We start from the raw sequence: 14,249 nt of genomic DNA, 5'->3' as shown, positions 1-14,249 counted from the left end.
GTCCTAGGGGTCCGTGACCGTGATGCGCGACTCGGTGAGCCACAGCACGGGGTTGCGGTATCGGGTGAGGTCCAGGCGTCCCTGCCCTGCCGGCGCGACGTAACGCGCGAAGCCGTAGACGGCCACGGCCTTGGCGTGGCGCTTCGGCAGCGGGAAAGGCACGATGAGCTTGTCGGGTACGACGCCGATCGGCGCCACCTGCAGCGCGGCGCCACCGCCCGCGACGATGTCCTCGCGATGTGCGAACCACTCCGGCGAGGTCTTCGGCAGCAGCGCCGCCGCGTCCGCGCTGTACGCGAACACCAGTTCCAGCTGCGTGGCCGAATTCAGGTTGGCCCCCGGCGGCGCGGCGATGCGCACGCTGCGCAGCGAGGTGGTCTCGACGTGGCCCGGCACCAGCTTGCCGAGCGCGGCGCAGCCGGCGATCGCCGCGGTGAACGACAACAACGCGATGAGGGCGACCCGGCGCATCAGCTCATCACCAGCACGGTGACCTGCGCCGGCGTCAGCGACACGCCGACCATGTTCGGCAGAAGGCCGTTCTGGCCGACGATGCCCAGCATGTGCGTGCACGGCATGGCGCCCATGAACACCTTGACGCTGCCCAGCAGCGATCGGAAGGGCCCCATGATGAGATGCGACACCACGCCCCCCTCCAGGCCCACCTGGTCGCCGTTGCTCAGGGCGCCCACGGTGATGAGGTTCTCGGCCAGCCCGCCACCCACGATCACTTCGAACTGGGTGGGGATATCCGCCGTGGACAGGGCGATGTTGGGAAACGGCAGCGGCGTGGGTATGCCCAGCACCGGCACGAAGCACACGTCCGGGAAAGCGAAGTCGAGCACACCGAGGTTGGTATTGACGAACATCGGGTCAGCCCAGGGTGATGCGTTCGGCATCGATCTTGACGTCCTGCCGCGCATCCAGCACGGCCTGCTCGCCGTCCAGTCGCAACAGGTGACGCGCGCTGACCAGGAACCGGTCCACCTTGCTCACGTAGGTGGCCGCGGTATGCACCAGCGACTCCGAGGCGCTGGCGAAGAGGTTGCGTGCGGACAGCATCAGCGACCCGCGTACGGCGGTCAGTTCGATGCCCTGCCCGGCACGCAGTGCGATGTCCGTCGTCGCCATCACGTCGACCCTTTCCTGGCGCAGCGAGAGTCGCTCCGCACCGGGTACGCTGAGGCAGGCGCTGCGACGGTCCCTGCGATCCAGCACATGCAGCACGAACAGGTCGTCGTCGCTGCCGTACACGAGCACGCGATCGCCGGGTTCGGGAGTGACCAGGCACGACACGGCTTGGCGCGCCAGGCGCCCGTCGGCCAGTCGCCAGGTGCCCGCCTCGGCCATGTCGCGCACGGTGGCATCGACGCAGGGTGCGGCAGTGCGCGCACGCGGAAAGGAGCGGGAATGGGCGGCAAGCATCAGTGGATCTCCAAGGCAAGGGCACGCGCTTCGGCGGCCAGACGCAGGGGTGACGTGCCGCGCACACCGTCGCGGCGGACACCGCGCTCGTCGGCGTCGTGCAGGCGCAGGTTGTGGGTGCTGGCGTGGCGCAGGTCGGTCCCGCGAAGATCGACGGTGCGGGCCGTGGCATGGTCGAGGCGGGCGTGGCAGAGCGTGGCCCCGGCCAGGCTGGTGTCGTCGAGCGACGCGTGGTCCCACACGCTCCCGGTGGCCCGTGCACCGTCCAGTCGTACGCCGCGCAGCACCGCCGATTGCAGCAGCGCCTCTTCGCAGCACAGGCCACGCGCGTCCACATCGTCCAGCGTGGCTTCGAGAAACAACGTGCGCGTGGCGTCCACCTCGCGCAGGTCGCTGCCGACGAAGCGCGCCTGGCGGCAGTTGGCCTCACGCAGGCGTGCGCCGCGCAGGCGGGTACCGACGAAGCTGGCGCCGTCGAGCATGCAGCGTTCCAGGCAGATGCCGTCCAGCACCATGCCATCGAACACGCCCTGGTTGAACACGGCGCCGCGCGCGAGGAGTCCGTCCAGCACGGTGCTTCGGAAGTCCGCCTGGGCGATGACGCTCTGGTCCAGCGTCGCACCGCGCAGCGACAGGCCGTCGATGCGGCACTGCGCCAGCACGCTGCGCTGGAGCATGGCGCCGTCGAAACCGGCCCCGCGCAGGTCGCCCTGCGCGAACACGGTCAGGAACAGCGATGCGCCCGGCCAGCGGCTTCGATCCATGTCGCAACCGGTGAACGCGACGCGTGACAGCTGCGCGGCGTCCCAACGGCTGTCGGCAAGCAGGCAGCGGGTGAAGCTACAACCGTCGAGCACGGCGCCGCTGAAGTCCGCATCGCGCAGGTCGCAGTCGAGGAAGGTCACCCGCGACAGGCGGGCTTCGCGCACTACCCCGCCGCGCCACGTCACCCGGCTGGCGACCAGGTCGTCCAGGGTGCGGCCGCAGCCGTCCAGCGCGCCCAGGTCCACCGCCTGCAAGGGGCGGCCCAACCGGCGCAGTGCATCGATATCGTTCCAGCCGGTCATGGCGTCAGCCTCCGGCCGGGTTCGATCCGCACGTCGTCCAGCAAGGCGCGCTCGAACGTCGCTTCCGCACAGTCGGCCTGCACGAAGTTGGCGCCATACAGGTCGGCGTCGGTGAAATCGCCGCGGCGGCACATCGCCTGGTAGAAATCGGCACCGCCTGCGCGGCAGCCGTGCAGCACGCTGCCCATGAACAACGAGCGATAGAACAGCCCGCGTTCCAGCGTGGCTTCGTCAAGACGCGCCCCGCTGAAGTCGCATTCGCGGAACGAGCCCTCGCCCAGGTCGGCCAAGCGCAGGTCGGCATCGCGCCAGCTGCTGCGATCGGCGCTGACCTTGCCCAGGTCGGCACGACTCCAGTCCGCACCGCCGGTCTGGACGCGCAGCAGGCTGGCACCGCTCCAGCGGCTGTCGGTCAGCGCGCAGGCCATGAGCACGCTGCGCGTCAGCCGTGCTTCGGTCCAGTCGCTGCCGGCCAGGTGGGCCCCGAGCGCGACGCTGCGCTGCCAGGTGCTGCGTTTCCACCGGCTGTCTGTCGCCTTGGCATGCAGCAGGACGCAGCCGACCAGCGTGGTGTCGTCGAGGCAGGCCGCGTCGAGCACGATGTTCGGCGCGATCCATTCCTCGAAGCGGGCGCCGGCCAGGTCGGCCTCGCGCCAGTCCGCCTCGCTCGCCTGCACCCTGGTGAACGAGGCGCCACGAAAGATCGCCCGGTGTGCGCGGCTGCCGGCCAGGTTGGCACCGTCGAAACGCGCCTGGGTGCAATCGGCGTCGTCCAGCCGCGCGCCGGTGAGGGCCACCTCGCGCAGGTCGGCACCGTCCAGGCGTGCGCCGCTCAGATCGGAGGCTTCCAGCAGCGCCCCGCGCAGGTCGGCGCCCGACAACGCCGCGCCACGCAGGTCGGCGCCGGCCAGGTCGCAGCCGTGCAGCGAACCGCCGTCGCGTACGCGGGCCAGGGTCCAGGCACCGATCGCCTCGGCCACCGCGGGCGGCAGCGGTCCGGCCGGTGCCGTGGCGCTCGGCGCGGCCAGGCGAGCCTGGCGCTGCATGTCCTGGAGCTGGGCGACATCGACCGTGAGCGATGGATCGTTGCCAGCCAGTCCGATCAGGTCGGCCAGTCCGGGCGAACGACCCGAAGCACGCGCCAGTGCGCGCTCCACCGTGTCAGCCACGGGCCGTGCGGCGGGCGCCTGCGCGGCCAGCGTCTCCGCAGCCTGCTGGCGGCGGGTCTCGCCCAGCGCGCGGGCCTGCTCGCCGATCCGCGTCGCGCTGTCGATCAGCGGACCGAGGTCCACGTCGCCGCGCTTCAGCGCCGCCGTGGAGGGTATGTCCAGCGGCTCGGGAGCATCGGCCGGCGGCACGATGGCCGCACCCGGCACGCCGCCGGCCGCCACGAACTCGGCGGTCAGCGTAGCTTCGCGATACTGTCGCGCCGCATCGGCCGCGTCGCGCTCGGCCTGCTCTTCCAGCACGCGCGCGACGCGGGTGGCCGCATCCGGCGCGGGCGTCAGCTGCGCCTCGTTGAACACATGCCGCGCCGCCGTGTCGCGGTTCGTGCGCAGCGCCAGCACGTCGCCGTAGTAGCCGGGCGTGCGCGGCGTATCCAGCGGATGTTCGTAGGCAACCATCAAGGCCTGCACATCGAGCGCGAGGCTGTCGGTTACCGGCACCTCGCCACGATGAATGGCTACGCCCAGTTGCACATCGGGGAAGAACCAGACCGTGTCCCAGGCCAGCGGCACCTCGTCCACGGCATCGCAGGGGCGACCCTTGCGACACACGAACGCCCGCGGCCGGTAGGTCGGCAACGTGCCCTCGATCAGCGGCTGTTCCGGATGCAGGCCTTCCAGCCGATAGGTTTCGCCGCCCTGGAAGTGTCCCGCGATGCGCTGGTCCTCCGGCGCGGCGTTGAAGAACGCCGGGTCGGTGTCGTCGGCCAGGCCGGGAAACGATTCCGCCTGCCAGCGTGGGCCGTACGTGCCGATACCGCGACGGCGCGGCATCCAGCCCACGTCGAGCGCGCCGAAGCCGGCCGGTGCGTGGCGGCGCAGGTGGCCGCGTACGGGGTCGCCGGGCAGCTCGATGTTGGGCATGGGCGCCTGGTTGCGACCCAGGAACGCGGCCAGCGGATTGGGCACGTAACCGCGACCTGTGGGATTGCCCGGGTGGCCCGGTCCGCCGTAGGCACGGCTCCAGTCCAGCGGCATGCGCTCGAACGGCGCCGGCGCGGTCACCCGGAAGAACGGCAGCAAACCGTACGACCACTGGCGATCGCCCAACACGCGCAGGCGCTTGTCGATCGGGCCGAGCTGCAGCCGTACCGTCTGCTCCGTGGTCGCCATGCCGTTGGCCGCATAGGCGCTGCCGGCCAGCAGCACTTCACCGCGCGTCTTCGGCATCAGCTCGTCCAACGGACGCCCATGCGGCAGCTGCGCCGCCACCTTGCGCCATTGCAGGTTGTCGCGCAGCAGCGGGCCGTCGCGCTCGCCGAGCGCGAAGAAGCCGACGGTGGCCACGAGCAGCCGGTGCGAGCCCTGCCACAGGTAAGGGCGGTGCATCAGGCCGAGCGTCATGGGTTTGACGATCTTCATGCGCGTCCTCAGACGAAAAGGTAAATCAGCGGAAGGCTGATGTTCTCGCTGCCGATGTCGATCGACAGGCGCGATCCGATGGACAGCGACAGGCCGTCGCCGGTCAGGTCGATCGACGTGGACGTGCCGTGCACGCCCACGCGCGACTCGCTGCCGCTGACGCTCACATCGGTACTGCTGCCCGTCACGTTGATGCCGGTGCTCTCGCCCGTGACGCTCATGCGCGTCACCGTGCCGACGATGCCGATATCGGACGTCGCGCCGGTGATGCTGGTCTGCTGGGTAGTGCCGGTCAGCGAGACGGACACGCTGGAGCCGGTGACGCTGGTCTGTTCCGACACGCCGGTCACCGAGGTGTTACGGCTGGTGCCGGTGGCCTGCGTGTTGTCGCTGATACCGGTAACGGAAAGACTGGTGGACGCGCCGGTCAGCGAGGTGTCGTTGCGCAGGCCGGTCAGCGCGGTCTGCGTGGCCATGCCCGTCGTCGATGCGCCGATGCTCAGGGCCACCGCGGAGATCACGCTCGACATCCCCGTGGTGTCCACCGCGCAGGTGAGGCCGGTGGTGTTCGCGCTGGACTGCATGCCCGTGCTCGACGTGCTCGTGGCCATGGCCTGCGAGGACACGCGCGTGGCCGTGCCGGTCACCGTGTCGTCGCTGTAGGAGTCGCCGACGGTGCTGGTGCTGGAGGTGTGCAGGCCCTCGAACGTGCTGTACGTGCAGCCCAGCGACTCGGACCGGCTGAGCAGGCCCGCGGCGCCGTTCTCGGAGGTGCTGTAGCTGTAGCTCGCGCCCTGCGAATACGAGGTATCGCGATACTCGCCGCCCGCATAGTGGTCGTTGACGATACCCACGGCGCGATCCAGGTCGTACGCCGAGCCGCGGCCGAAGCGGATGCTCTGACCGTCGCCGTAACTGGTGGAGTAGCTGCTGCCCACGTGCGTGTTCGCGGTCCAGCCCGACGGCGTGACCACCAGGCTGCCGTTGGCCTGCACGATGCTCTGCACCTCGGGCAGCTCGGACTCGTCGTTGGCCCGCGAGACCATCACCATCACGCCGATCTCGGGGACCGTGGTCATGTGCGCGGCCAGCTTCACCCACACCGGCCCGGCGTCGGCGCCCGGCGTGGAGAAGCGCACATAGACGCCGCGCGCCATCAGGTCCTGCGGCGTCGCGCGGGTGTCGCGCAGGCGGCTGGACTGCGGATCGAAGTTGGTCGGGTCGTAGAAGCGCCAGTCGTTCGGACGGCGCCCCTGCGTGTCCACCACCTGGGCCAGCAACGTGCCCTGCTGCGTATCCTGCACCGAGAACGCCGTGAGCAATGCGCCGGCGTCGGTCGCCTCGAACGTGTTGGTGTAGCCGCCGTCCGCGCTGGCCTTATGCTGCACACGGGACAACACGAAACGCCGACCCTCCAGCGAGGGGCGCACCGGCGCCGGGTAACACCCCGCGGCCATCTCGCCCCTGAGGCTGAAGCCGTGGCCCGCGGCGAACGCGGAACACGTGCTGCCACCGGTCAGCTGTTGCGCCGACGCGGCAAGGCTGGACGCAGTGTTCTTCACGTAGTGCCGCACCTCGTCCTCGCTCAGGCCGTACTGGTAGGTGCGGTACTGGTTGAACGGCAGCTCGCCCGGATCCGCGGGCGTGAACGCGCTGAACGCCTGGAAGGTGGGAATCGCATCCACCTGGGATGCGCTCTGCTCGTGCGCGAAGCCACCGTTGACGCCGGTGGCGGTGAGCGAGAGCCGGAACCCGTACTCGAACACGATGTCGTCCTGGGACAGGCCGATCTGGTCGATCGCCGTATGCGTATAGCGCAGCGGACGGTCGCCGCAGGCCGGCGGATAAGCGGGACGGTTGGCGAACACCACGGTGTGGCCGTTGCCCGTGTGCCGGAAGTAGTAATAGATGTGTGCCTTGCCCATCAGCCGGCGCAGGAACTCGTAGTCGCTCTCGCCGGCCTGTAGCCAGTCCTGCGTGCGCGCCAGGGCGATGTCGTCGTCGCCGGACACGCCTTCCAGCGAATAATCGATGTAATGCGTGCGCATCAGTTGCGCGATCACGCCGCGGATGGTCATGTGCGGATAAACGGCGTAACGGTTGGTCAGGGTCAGCTTCCACAGCGACGGCTTCATGTCCAGCCGGTATACCCCGGGCTCCGCCATCGAGAACGACGCGACCACGCCGTTGCGTAACACCATGTCGGCTGCCGTGCCCTGCTTCAGCGCCGACGCGAAGCGCGCCGCGGCATCCGGTGCCCCGCCGCCGTCGGGACGATTGATGCCGACCGTGACCGGACGCCCGATCACAGCGGTGAAATCCAGCGGCGGCTGCGCACCGGGCGAGGTGTTGCCGCGCAGTTCCAGCTGGTAGCCGAACGGCTCCGAGATCGACTCCTCGCCCTCGAACGACAGCAGACGGAACGTCTCGTCGCCCAGCCAGCGGTTGCCCGCCAGGGCGATGGCGGCATGCAGGTACAACAGCGGCGAATCGGACTGCCCCTGGCTGCCGATGGCCCGCAGCGCCGTGCGACCGGCACCGGCGACGGCCAGCGTCATGCTGCCACCCCGGATGCGCCGGCGTGCACGGTGAAACGCACCTCGCGGGGCGCGCGCCCCCTGCCCCGCAGCCAGGCCGTCTGACCCAGGCGCGCGCCATACCCCGCGCCGCCGGCGGGTCGGCGCGGCAGGGAAACGACGGCCGACGGAACATCGCGGGGATCGACCCGCACCGTGACATGCACGTCCACGCGGCGGTCGAACAGGTAGCGCAGCATCGCGCACAAGCCCGCATGGCCGTTGCCGAACGGCGGCAACCCGTCGCCGGACGCACCGGCCTGGCGGTCAGGCAGCCACTGGCAGAGGCGCGCGTACGACACCGGCCCGAGGGTCAGCGCGATGCCCGCATGCGGCACCCACACGCGACGGCCCAGCGGTGCCACATCGACCAGGCGTCGCCGGCCCAGCCGCGTACGGTCGCGTGGCTCGATCGCTTTCCAGTCGCCGACCATCTGATCGATGCGCAGGGGCGTGCCCAGGTACACGCGCAGCACGGTGGCCGCGGTGGCGATGCTCTTGCGACCGTTGCCGACCACGCCGGCCAGGGCCAGCAGCGCGCGCCGCGGCATCGGCATGCCCTGGCGCAGGATGGCGTCGCCCTCCCCTTCGAACGCGGACAGGCCCATGAGCGCACCCGCGGCGGCGGCGTACGCGGTGCGTTCCGGGCGCAGCGCGTCGAAACCAAGCGCGCTGGCGGCCTTCAGTTCGTAGCGCAGTGTGCTGATGCGGTGGTTGAAGATATCCAGGAACTCGGCCATGCCCGAGTCGCGCTCGCCCAGCCGTTCGCGCACCCACTCGGCGAAGCTGTCGGGCATCGGTCCCAGCACGCCCAGCAGCGAAAAGTTGCTGACGAACAGTTCAAGCCGCGTCGCCGTCGCCGCGCCGTTGCGCTCGGCCAGCAACCGGCCATGCGATATCTCGCTGCCCGGAAACGCCGACGACAACTCGCCGCGAAAACGCACCTGCGAGCCGACCCGCCGGGCGCCCTGTGCCTTGAGCTCGTGGCCGAGCGAACGCTCCACGGTGAGCGACGCCTGCTCCACCGTGTCGGAACGGTGGACGGGATCGCGCGGCGGCCAGGACGCCAGGCGCACCCATTGGAAGAACTCGAAACCGGCCGGCCGCGTGCGCAGCCGGCGGTCTAGAGACTCGCCTGTGCGCCAGTCAACGGTGCCCATGATTTCAGTTCTCCTCGGCGATCGGACGATTCGAGCGTGAGCTCGACCAGGGTGTTGACCTCGGCATACAAGGCCAGGAAACGATGCAGCACGGCAGCGAACAGCACGGCGCTGCCGCCTTCGAAATGAACCGGGTCGACCTGCACGCGCACCTGCAGGCAATCGGCGAAACCACGCCATGCCTCCGTGCGCGGCACCCGCCGCTGGATACGCCGCGTGCTCAGTTGGCGCAGGCCGTCGACCTGCCGGTGCCCGGTGACGCTGGCCGTGCCCACGTGCAGGCGCAGCATGTTGCGCAGCACGGCGGGGCCCTGGCCACCGTCCACCAGCGACAGGTGGTTCAGGCACAGCTGCGATACGAGCGCCCACGGGCGTTCACCCACCATCTTCGGCGACTGGTGCGGCGTGGGCTTGCTGGCCACGCGCAGCGTCGCCACCGGACCCGCGCCTTCCAGCAGCAACGAGTCGCCGATCACCAGCTGGGACGGCAGGCGGCGATTGGTGCACAGCGCACGGCCGCCGATCATCTCCTCGGCGGGCTGGGTGGTTTCCAGGTCGGGGTCAAGGAACGACACATAGGTCTCGGTGCCGTGCACCGTGCCGTTCTGGTTCACCTCACGCCGTGCCGCGAAGAAATAGTCCTGCTGCTCCAGCAGGTGGAATTCGTCCAGCGAGAAATACGGCGCGATCGGCCGCGGGCTGCGGTCGGGCCGGATCGACACCAGTTCCTCCAGCCGGTAGATCTCGCAGTACCGGTGGTTCTGCTCGTCGCCCATGATCCGGTATTCGTAGCGCTGCTGGTCCAGCACGAACGGTTCGATGCGCTGCGGATACAGGTTCACCAGCGGCACGCAGTTCAGCCGCAGCAACCCGCGATCCAGCACGTCCGTACGCGAGGGCGGCATCGACAGCAGGAACAGCAGTTCGAACGCCTCGCCCACGCCGGTGACGTCCAGGTCGTGCACTTCGAAGAACATGAATTTCTGCGGGAACGCGAAGTACTCCTGCAGCAGGCGATAGCCGGGGTGGGTCAGCGGACTGGCCTCCAGCATCGCCTCGTCGTCGTCGAACCCGCACCAGCGCAGGCGATCGGCATCCAGGTAACGCAGTTCGGCACTGCCGGGCACGCGTACCGCCATCCGCACCAGGTTCAGCGCCAGCGCGTCGTGGATCGCGTACGACTGGTCGTCTTCGCCGAGGATGCAGAAGCGCAGGAAACCCGGCTTCAGCGCATGGATCGGGTCCTTGCCGCTGCGTTCGATGGACACGCGCAGGACCGACAGCGTCCGCGTGTCGGCGGGGTCCAGCGCGTAGGTATTGGGCGCCACCAGGTCCAGCGCCGAGACGCGCAGCGGCCACAACGGAGTGTGGAAGCTGGTCCGGAACCGGCAGCGCACCGCCTGGCCGAAGTCGTTCTGCAGCGAGGCGTAGGCGAAGCGTCCGCGCTCCAGCGCCGCGCCGTGCACGAAGTTGGCGCCTTCGGGCTTGACGTCGATCTCGCCGATCAGCATCGAGGGCAGCGGCGCTTCCAGGTGCGGGTAGAGCAGCCCGAGCAAGGCGTTGGGCAGCACCGCCTGATCGGCTTCCAGCTGGTAACGCAGGCGTCCCGCCATCCAGGCGAACGACTGCACCAGCAGCTCGACATGGGGATCGGCGCTGCGTCCACCGCTGAGAGCGAGCGTCCTGGCCAGGGCCGGGAACGCGGTGCCGAACTCCACCGCCTCCGCGCGCAGCGACGCCAGTTCCTGTTCGTACCACAGCTTCAGCCGCGGCGACTCGGTGTTCACGCCGCCATCCCGCCATCGGCCAGTTCGAAGCGGAACGGGCCCGCATCGCCGGTCAGCTCACCGACCACGACCAGGGTGCGCGGGCTCAGGGCCCGACCCGACGGCGTCCATGCCACGCTGACATTGCGCAGGCGCGGCTCATAGCGCTCGATCGCCCGGCGCAGCAGTGCGCCGTAGGCTTCCAGGTCCACCCGGCCGCCGCCCAGCTCCACGACGCTCGGCATCCCGAAGTCGTTCAGCCGCACGCCCGAGGCCACCTGGGGACGGCACAACACGATCCGCTCGACCTGCGCCGCCACGGCGTTCGCCAGATCGAACGGCAGCGCGGTGCCCAATACGGCATCGACGCGGCGAACCAGCTTTTCCATCAGGTATTGCACGGCCGGTCAGGTGAACTGGCCGATCGGACGGTTGCGGGCGACGCTCCATCCCGTTGCCACGTTGCCGGCCGTGGTCATGTCGCTCTGCTGCACGGTGTATGTCCACAGCACTTCGGTGAAGTTGAGCTTGAACTGCTCGGTGGGCATGTCGTCGGCATTGGACTGGAACTGGATCTCGCTCAGGATGGCGTCGCGCAGCGCGATGGTGATGATGTTGGCCGTCATGCCGCCGGAGTTGCGCGCGATGTAGATCTTGGTCGGTTGCTTGCCGCCCACGCCCAGGGGCTGCGCGCGCAGGCAGTATTCGTAGAACTTCACCGACGTCTTGTCCACGTATTTCACGCAGGTGAACTCGGTGATGATCGGGCGGCCGGACGTGCGCGCGGAGTTGCTGACGTCGGTGGTGATCTGCTGTTTCATGCCCTGGTGGATCGACACCAGCTCGATGCACTGGCCCAGCTTCAGCACCTCGTCGCGCCATTGGTCGTCGATCAGGCTGCCGCCGCCTTTCCAGTCGTTCTTCGAGCCACCGAAGATGGTGTCGTCGCCGGGTTGCAGGAGAATCAGGTCCATGGTCTTGTTCCTTGATGGGTTCGTCGTGGCGTGCGGCGGCGATCAGCCTGCCGGCAGGTCGGCGACGAGGCGTATGGAGGTGGTCAGTTCCTCCAGCTGGAAATGCGGCTTGATGAATACCGTGGCCTTGTAGGCACCCGGCGAACCCGGCACGTCGGTGACGTTGAGCTGGGCCGCGCGCAGGGGGTAGCTCGCCTTCACGTCCTGCGGCGCGTTGTCGTCGAGCAGCACGTACTGCGCGATCCAGGTGTTGAGGTAGGCCTCCACGTTCGAGCGCGTGAGGAACGCGCCGATCTTCTTGCGCATGATCACCTTGATGTAATGGGCGAAGCGCGACGCGGCCAGCATGTACGGCAGCATGGAGGAAAGCCGCGCGTTGGCATTGGCGTCCTCGCTGATGTACTGGCGCGGCAGGTTGGTGGTCTGCCCGCCGAAGAACGCCGCCTGGCCCGTGCCCTTGCAGTTGCACAGGGCGATGAAGCCCAGGTCGTTGAGTTCCTTCTCGCGACGGTCGGTGATCGACACCTCGGTGGGACAGATCATCGCCGGCAGGCCGGCGTCGTCGCGATAGGTGTACACGGGCAGGCCGCCGACCAGGCCACCGCCCTCCTCGCCACGGATCGCCGCGGTCCAGTGGTAGAGCGCGAAGGCGTTGGTGATGCGTTCGGCGAGCACGTAGGCCGCATTGCCCCACAGGAACGCGCCGTGATCGGGGCCCTGCTCGCCCGTCACCGTTTCCTCGTAGCGCAGGCCCTCGGCGGGACGCGAATCCTTGCCGTAGGGCAGGCGCAGCAGCACATGGGGCAGCACCAGCGCCACGTAGCGCGAATCCTCGCTGCCGCGGAACTCGTTCCACTGCGCCAGTTCGGGCGATTCGAACAGCTGGGCCAGGTCGCGCGGATTGGCCAGCTTGTCGTAACCGTCCAGGTGGAACAGCGACGGCGACGCCGCCGCCACGAACGGCGTATGCGCCGACGCGGCGATCCGGGTCATGCTTTCCAGCAGCTGGATGTCGTTGGCCGAGCGGCCGAACTCGTAGCCGCCCACCAGCAGGCTGTACGGCATGCCGCCGTAGGTGCCGTACTCGTGCTCGTAGATCATCTTGAAGATGCAGCTCTGGTCGAACTCCGCCGCCTTTTCCAGTTCCTTGCGCAGTTGTTCCTTCTCCGCGTTGAACACGCGAAGCTTCAGCAACTGGCCGCTTTCGGTCCGCGACACGACGTAGAACAGGCCGCGCCAGGTCGCCTCCAGCGACTGGAAGCTGTTCGAATGCATGATGACGTCCAGCTGGCGTCCGATCTGCACGTCGATGCCGCCGGTGCGCTCGTCGATCAGGCCGTTGGCGCCGAGCACCACCTGGGTCAGCTGCTTGTCGCCCAGTGGCGCGATGATCTCGTGCGTGTACCGGCCGGCAAGGCGACGCGCCTTCGACAACGGATCGATGGACACGAACGCCTCCTGGCGCCGGGTCACCGTATCGGCCGTGCGAACGGCCGCATCCTTCGCCATCGCAGCCTTGGACTGCGCCGCCAGCAACGCGGCATCCGCGACTTCCCTGGCCTTGCCCGCATCGGCGATATCGGCATTGGCCTTGGCCACGGCCGCATCGCCCGAGGCGGCGGCCAGTGCGTTGGTGGCGGCGGTCAGGTCCGCTTCGGCCTTGGTCGCGGCATCCTGTGCCGCCTTCGCGGCGGCGGTGGCAGCGGTGTTGGCATCGTCAGCGTTCTTCTTCGCCTCGTTGGCCGCAGCCAGCGCGGTGCGTGCCGTCGCGGCGGCATCCGCATTGGAGGCCATCTGCCCCTTCAGTACGGCGATCAGCGCCTTGGGTACGTCGGCACCGGCGACCGGCGAAGGCAATGGCGCGTCCGCATCGATATCCAGGGCATACCAGCTGTCGGTGGTCTCGCCGGCGAAGGTGGTCTTGAGTGCGCCCATGGCCGCGGCGTCGCGCGTGGACAGGTCCAGCAGCGCAGCCAATGCGTCGTTGCTCTCGGCCATCGACTGCAGGGTGCGCAGGTCGCCCCTGGCGTCGTAGCGGCTGCTCAGGCCCGGCACGTTCTTCACCACCGACAGCGGTTCGAAGTCGGCCAGGCAACGGAAGCCGAGCGTGCCCTGAAGTCTGGCATCGTTGCCCTTGATGAGGTCGGGCAGCCCGTGCAGCGTGGCGACCGGACCCACGTCGGCCATGACGCGATCGAACGAATCCGCATCGATGTCACGCATGCGCCGGTCTTTCATCGCGGGAAGCGAGTCGATGTCCACGTCGCCGGACAGGTTGGCGAACATGCCCACGATGAAGGCCAGTTCGATCTTCTCGGACGAGCCGCCCGTTTCCACGTCGTAAGTAATACGAACGCGCGGCGGACGCACGCGCAACAGCTTTTGCTGGATGCTCTCGGCACTCATCGGACTTGGCCTCTCGGTAGGATGGTCGGCAGGCATACGTGGCCCGCCGCCGCAGGTGAGAGTGTCTAAACACGATCCGTGCCAAGGCCACGCAGGTGCCGTGCAGCGCGGTGCGAAGCGGTTTCGAAGGGCTCGTTTGCCCCGCTACCGTGTGCGATTCCACACGGTGGATGCAATGCTGCGCACCGGTGCCATCCGTGTGGCAGGCGGGTATACCGGGAGTTGGTTACCGTGTGCGGAAAAAGACACGGTGTGTGTTCCGTCACCCTGCGTCTAGGGCGCGGGGT

At 68.8% G+C, this 14,249-nt stretch carries 11 protein-coding genes; all 11 read right to left on the bottom strand.

The window, feature by feature from the left end; genetic code table 11:
• Positions 1 to 3 precede the first annotated feature (3 nt).
• The 11 genes from FA89_RS11035 to tssC are packed head-to-tail and all read right to left on the bottom strand — an operon-like array spanning position 4 to position 13,962.
• Positions 4 to 471, bottom strand: a complete 468-nt coding sequence (locus FA89_RS11035; protein ID WP_051938693.1) for a hypothetical protein — start codon at positions 469 to 471, stop codon at positions 4 to 6.
• Positions 471 to 899, bottom strand: a complete 429-nt coding sequence (locus tag FA89_RS11030; RefSeq protein ID WP_221174293.1) for a DUF4150 domain-containing protein — start codon at positions 897 to 899, stop codon at positions 471 to 473. The genes FA89_RS11035 and FA89_RS11030 overlap by 1 nt, the downstream gene beginning before the upstream one ends.
• The gene (locus tag FA89_RS11025; protein WP_051938692.1) at positions 874 to 1,425 is read right to left on the bottom strand and encodes a DUF3540 domain-containing protein; all 552 of its coding nucleotides are present in this window, start codon (positions 1,423 to 1,425) and stop codon (positions 874 to 876) included. The genes FA89_RS11030 and FA89_RS11025 overlap by 26 nt, the downstream gene beginning before the upstream one ends.
• Complete coding sequence (locus FA89_RS11020; RefSeq protein ID WP_036140662.1) at positions 1,425 to 2,492, bottom strand: pentapeptide repeat-containing protein; 1,068 nt, start codon at positions 2,490 to 2,492, stop codon at positions 1,425 to 1,427. Before FA89_RS11020 ends, FA89_RS11025 begins: the two co-directional genes overlap by 1 nt.
• Entirely contained in the window at positions 2,489 to 5,080 is a 2,592-nt protein-coding gene (locus tag FA89_RS19235) for a DUF2169 family type VI secretion system accessory protein (RefSeq protein WP_051938691.1), read from the bottom strand. Before FA89_RS19235 ends, FA89_RS11020 begins: the two co-directional genes overlap by 4 nt.
• Before the next feature lie 8 nt (positions 5,081 to 5,088).
• Positions 5,089 to 7,638: a contractile injection system protein, VgrG/Pvc8 family gene (locus FA89_RS11010; RefSeq protein WP_051938690.1), complete on the bottom strand. Its 2,550-nt coding sequence runs from the start codon at positions 7,636 to 7,638 to the stop codon at positions 5,089 to 5,091.
• The gene (gene tssG / locus FA89_RS11005) at positions 7,635 to 8,816 is read right to left on the bottom strand and encodes a type VI secretion system baseplate subunit TssG (protein WP_036140661.1); all 1,182 of its coding nucleotides are present in this window, start codon (positions 8,814 to 8,816) and stop codon (positions 7,635 to 7,637) included. Before tssG ends, FA89_RS11010 begins: the two co-directional genes overlap by 4 nt.
• Complete coding sequence (tssF, locus tag FA89_RS11000; protein ID WP_036140660.1) at positions 8,780 to 10,603, bottom strand: type VI secretion system baseplate subunit TssF; 1,824 nt, start codon at positions 10,601 to 10,603, stop codon at positions 8,780 to 8,782. Before tssF ends, tssG begins: the two co-directional genes overlap by 37 nt.
• On the bottom strand, positions 10,600 to 10,971 hold the full coding sequence (locus tag FA89_RS10995; protein ID WP_051938689.1) for a GPW/gp25 family protein: 372 nt from the start codon (positions 10,969 to 10,971) through the stop codon (positions 10,600 to 10,602). Before FA89_RS10995 ends, tssF begins: the two co-directional genes overlap by 4 nt.
• Positions 10,972 to 10,989: 18 nt before the next feature.
• Positions 10,990 to 11,556 (bottom strand): Hcp family type VI secretion system effector, encoded by a 567-nt coding sequence (locus FA89_RS10990; RefSeq protein WP_036140659.1) that lies wholly within the window; start codon positions 11,554 to 11,556, stop codon positions 10,990 to 10,992.
• Between the two features lie 42 nt (positions 11,557 to 11,598).
• Positions 11,599 to 13,962, bottom strand: a complete 2,364-nt coding sequence (tssC, locus tag FA89_RS19645; protein WP_081916473.1) for a type VI secretion system contractile sheath large subunit — start codon at positions 13,960 to 13,962, stop codon at positions 11,599 to 11,601.
• Positions 13,963 to 14,249: the final 287 nt, after the last annotated feature.

This window comes from Luteibacter sp. 9135, from assembly GCF_000745005.1.
GTDB lineage: Bacteria > Pseudomonadota > Gammaproteobacteria > Xanthomonadales > Rhodanobacteraceae > Luteibacter.
This window is presented reverse-complemented; position numbering and strand designations above follow the sequence as displayed.

What these genes read in the sequence shown, in the direction of transcription:
- tssG (WP_036140661.1), bottom strand. Translation starts at nt 8,816, where the DNA reads ATGGGCACCGTTGACTGGCGCACAGGCGAGTCTCTAGACCGCCGGCTG.
- tssC (WP_081916473.1), bottom strand. Translation starts at nt 13,962, where the DNA reads ATGAGTGCCGAGAGCATCCAGCAAAAGCTGTTGCGCGTGCGTCCGCCG.
- FA89_RS11010 (WP_051938690.1), bottom strand. Translation starts at nt 7,638, where the DNA reads ATGACGCTGGCCGTCGCCGGTGCCGGTCGCACGGCGCTGCGGGCCATC.
- FA89_RS10990 (WP_036140659.1), bottom strand. Translation starts at nt 11,556, where the DNA reads ATGGACCTGATTCTCCTGCAACCCGGCGACGACACCATCTTCGGTGGC.
- FA89_RS11025 (WP_051938692.1), bottom strand. Translation starts at nt 1,425, where the DNA reads ATGCTTGCCGCCCATTCCCGCTCCTTTCCGCGTGCGCGCACTGCCGCA.
- FA89_RS10995 (WP_051938689.1), bottom strand. Translation starts at nt 10,971, where the DNA reads ATGGAAAAGCTGGTTCGCCGCGTCGATGCCGTATTGGGCACCGCGCTG.
- FA89_RS19235 (WP_051938691.1), bottom strand. Translation starts at nt 5,080, where the DNA reads ATGAAGATCGTCAAACCCATGACGCTCGGCCTGATGCACCGCCCTTAC.
- FA89_RS11020 (WP_036140662.1), bottom strand. Translation starts at nt 2,492, where the DNA reads ATGACCGGCTGGAACGATATCGATGCACTGCGCCGGTTGGGCCGCCCC.
- FA89_RS11030 (WP_221174293.1), bottom strand. Translation starts at nt 899, where the DNA reads ATGCCGAACGCATCACCCTGGGCTGACCCGATGTTCGTCAATACCAAC.
- FA89_RS11035 (WP_051938693.1), bottom strand. Translation starts at nt 471, where the DNA reads ATGCGCCGGGTCGCCCTCATCGCGTTGTTGTCGTTCACCGCGGCGATC.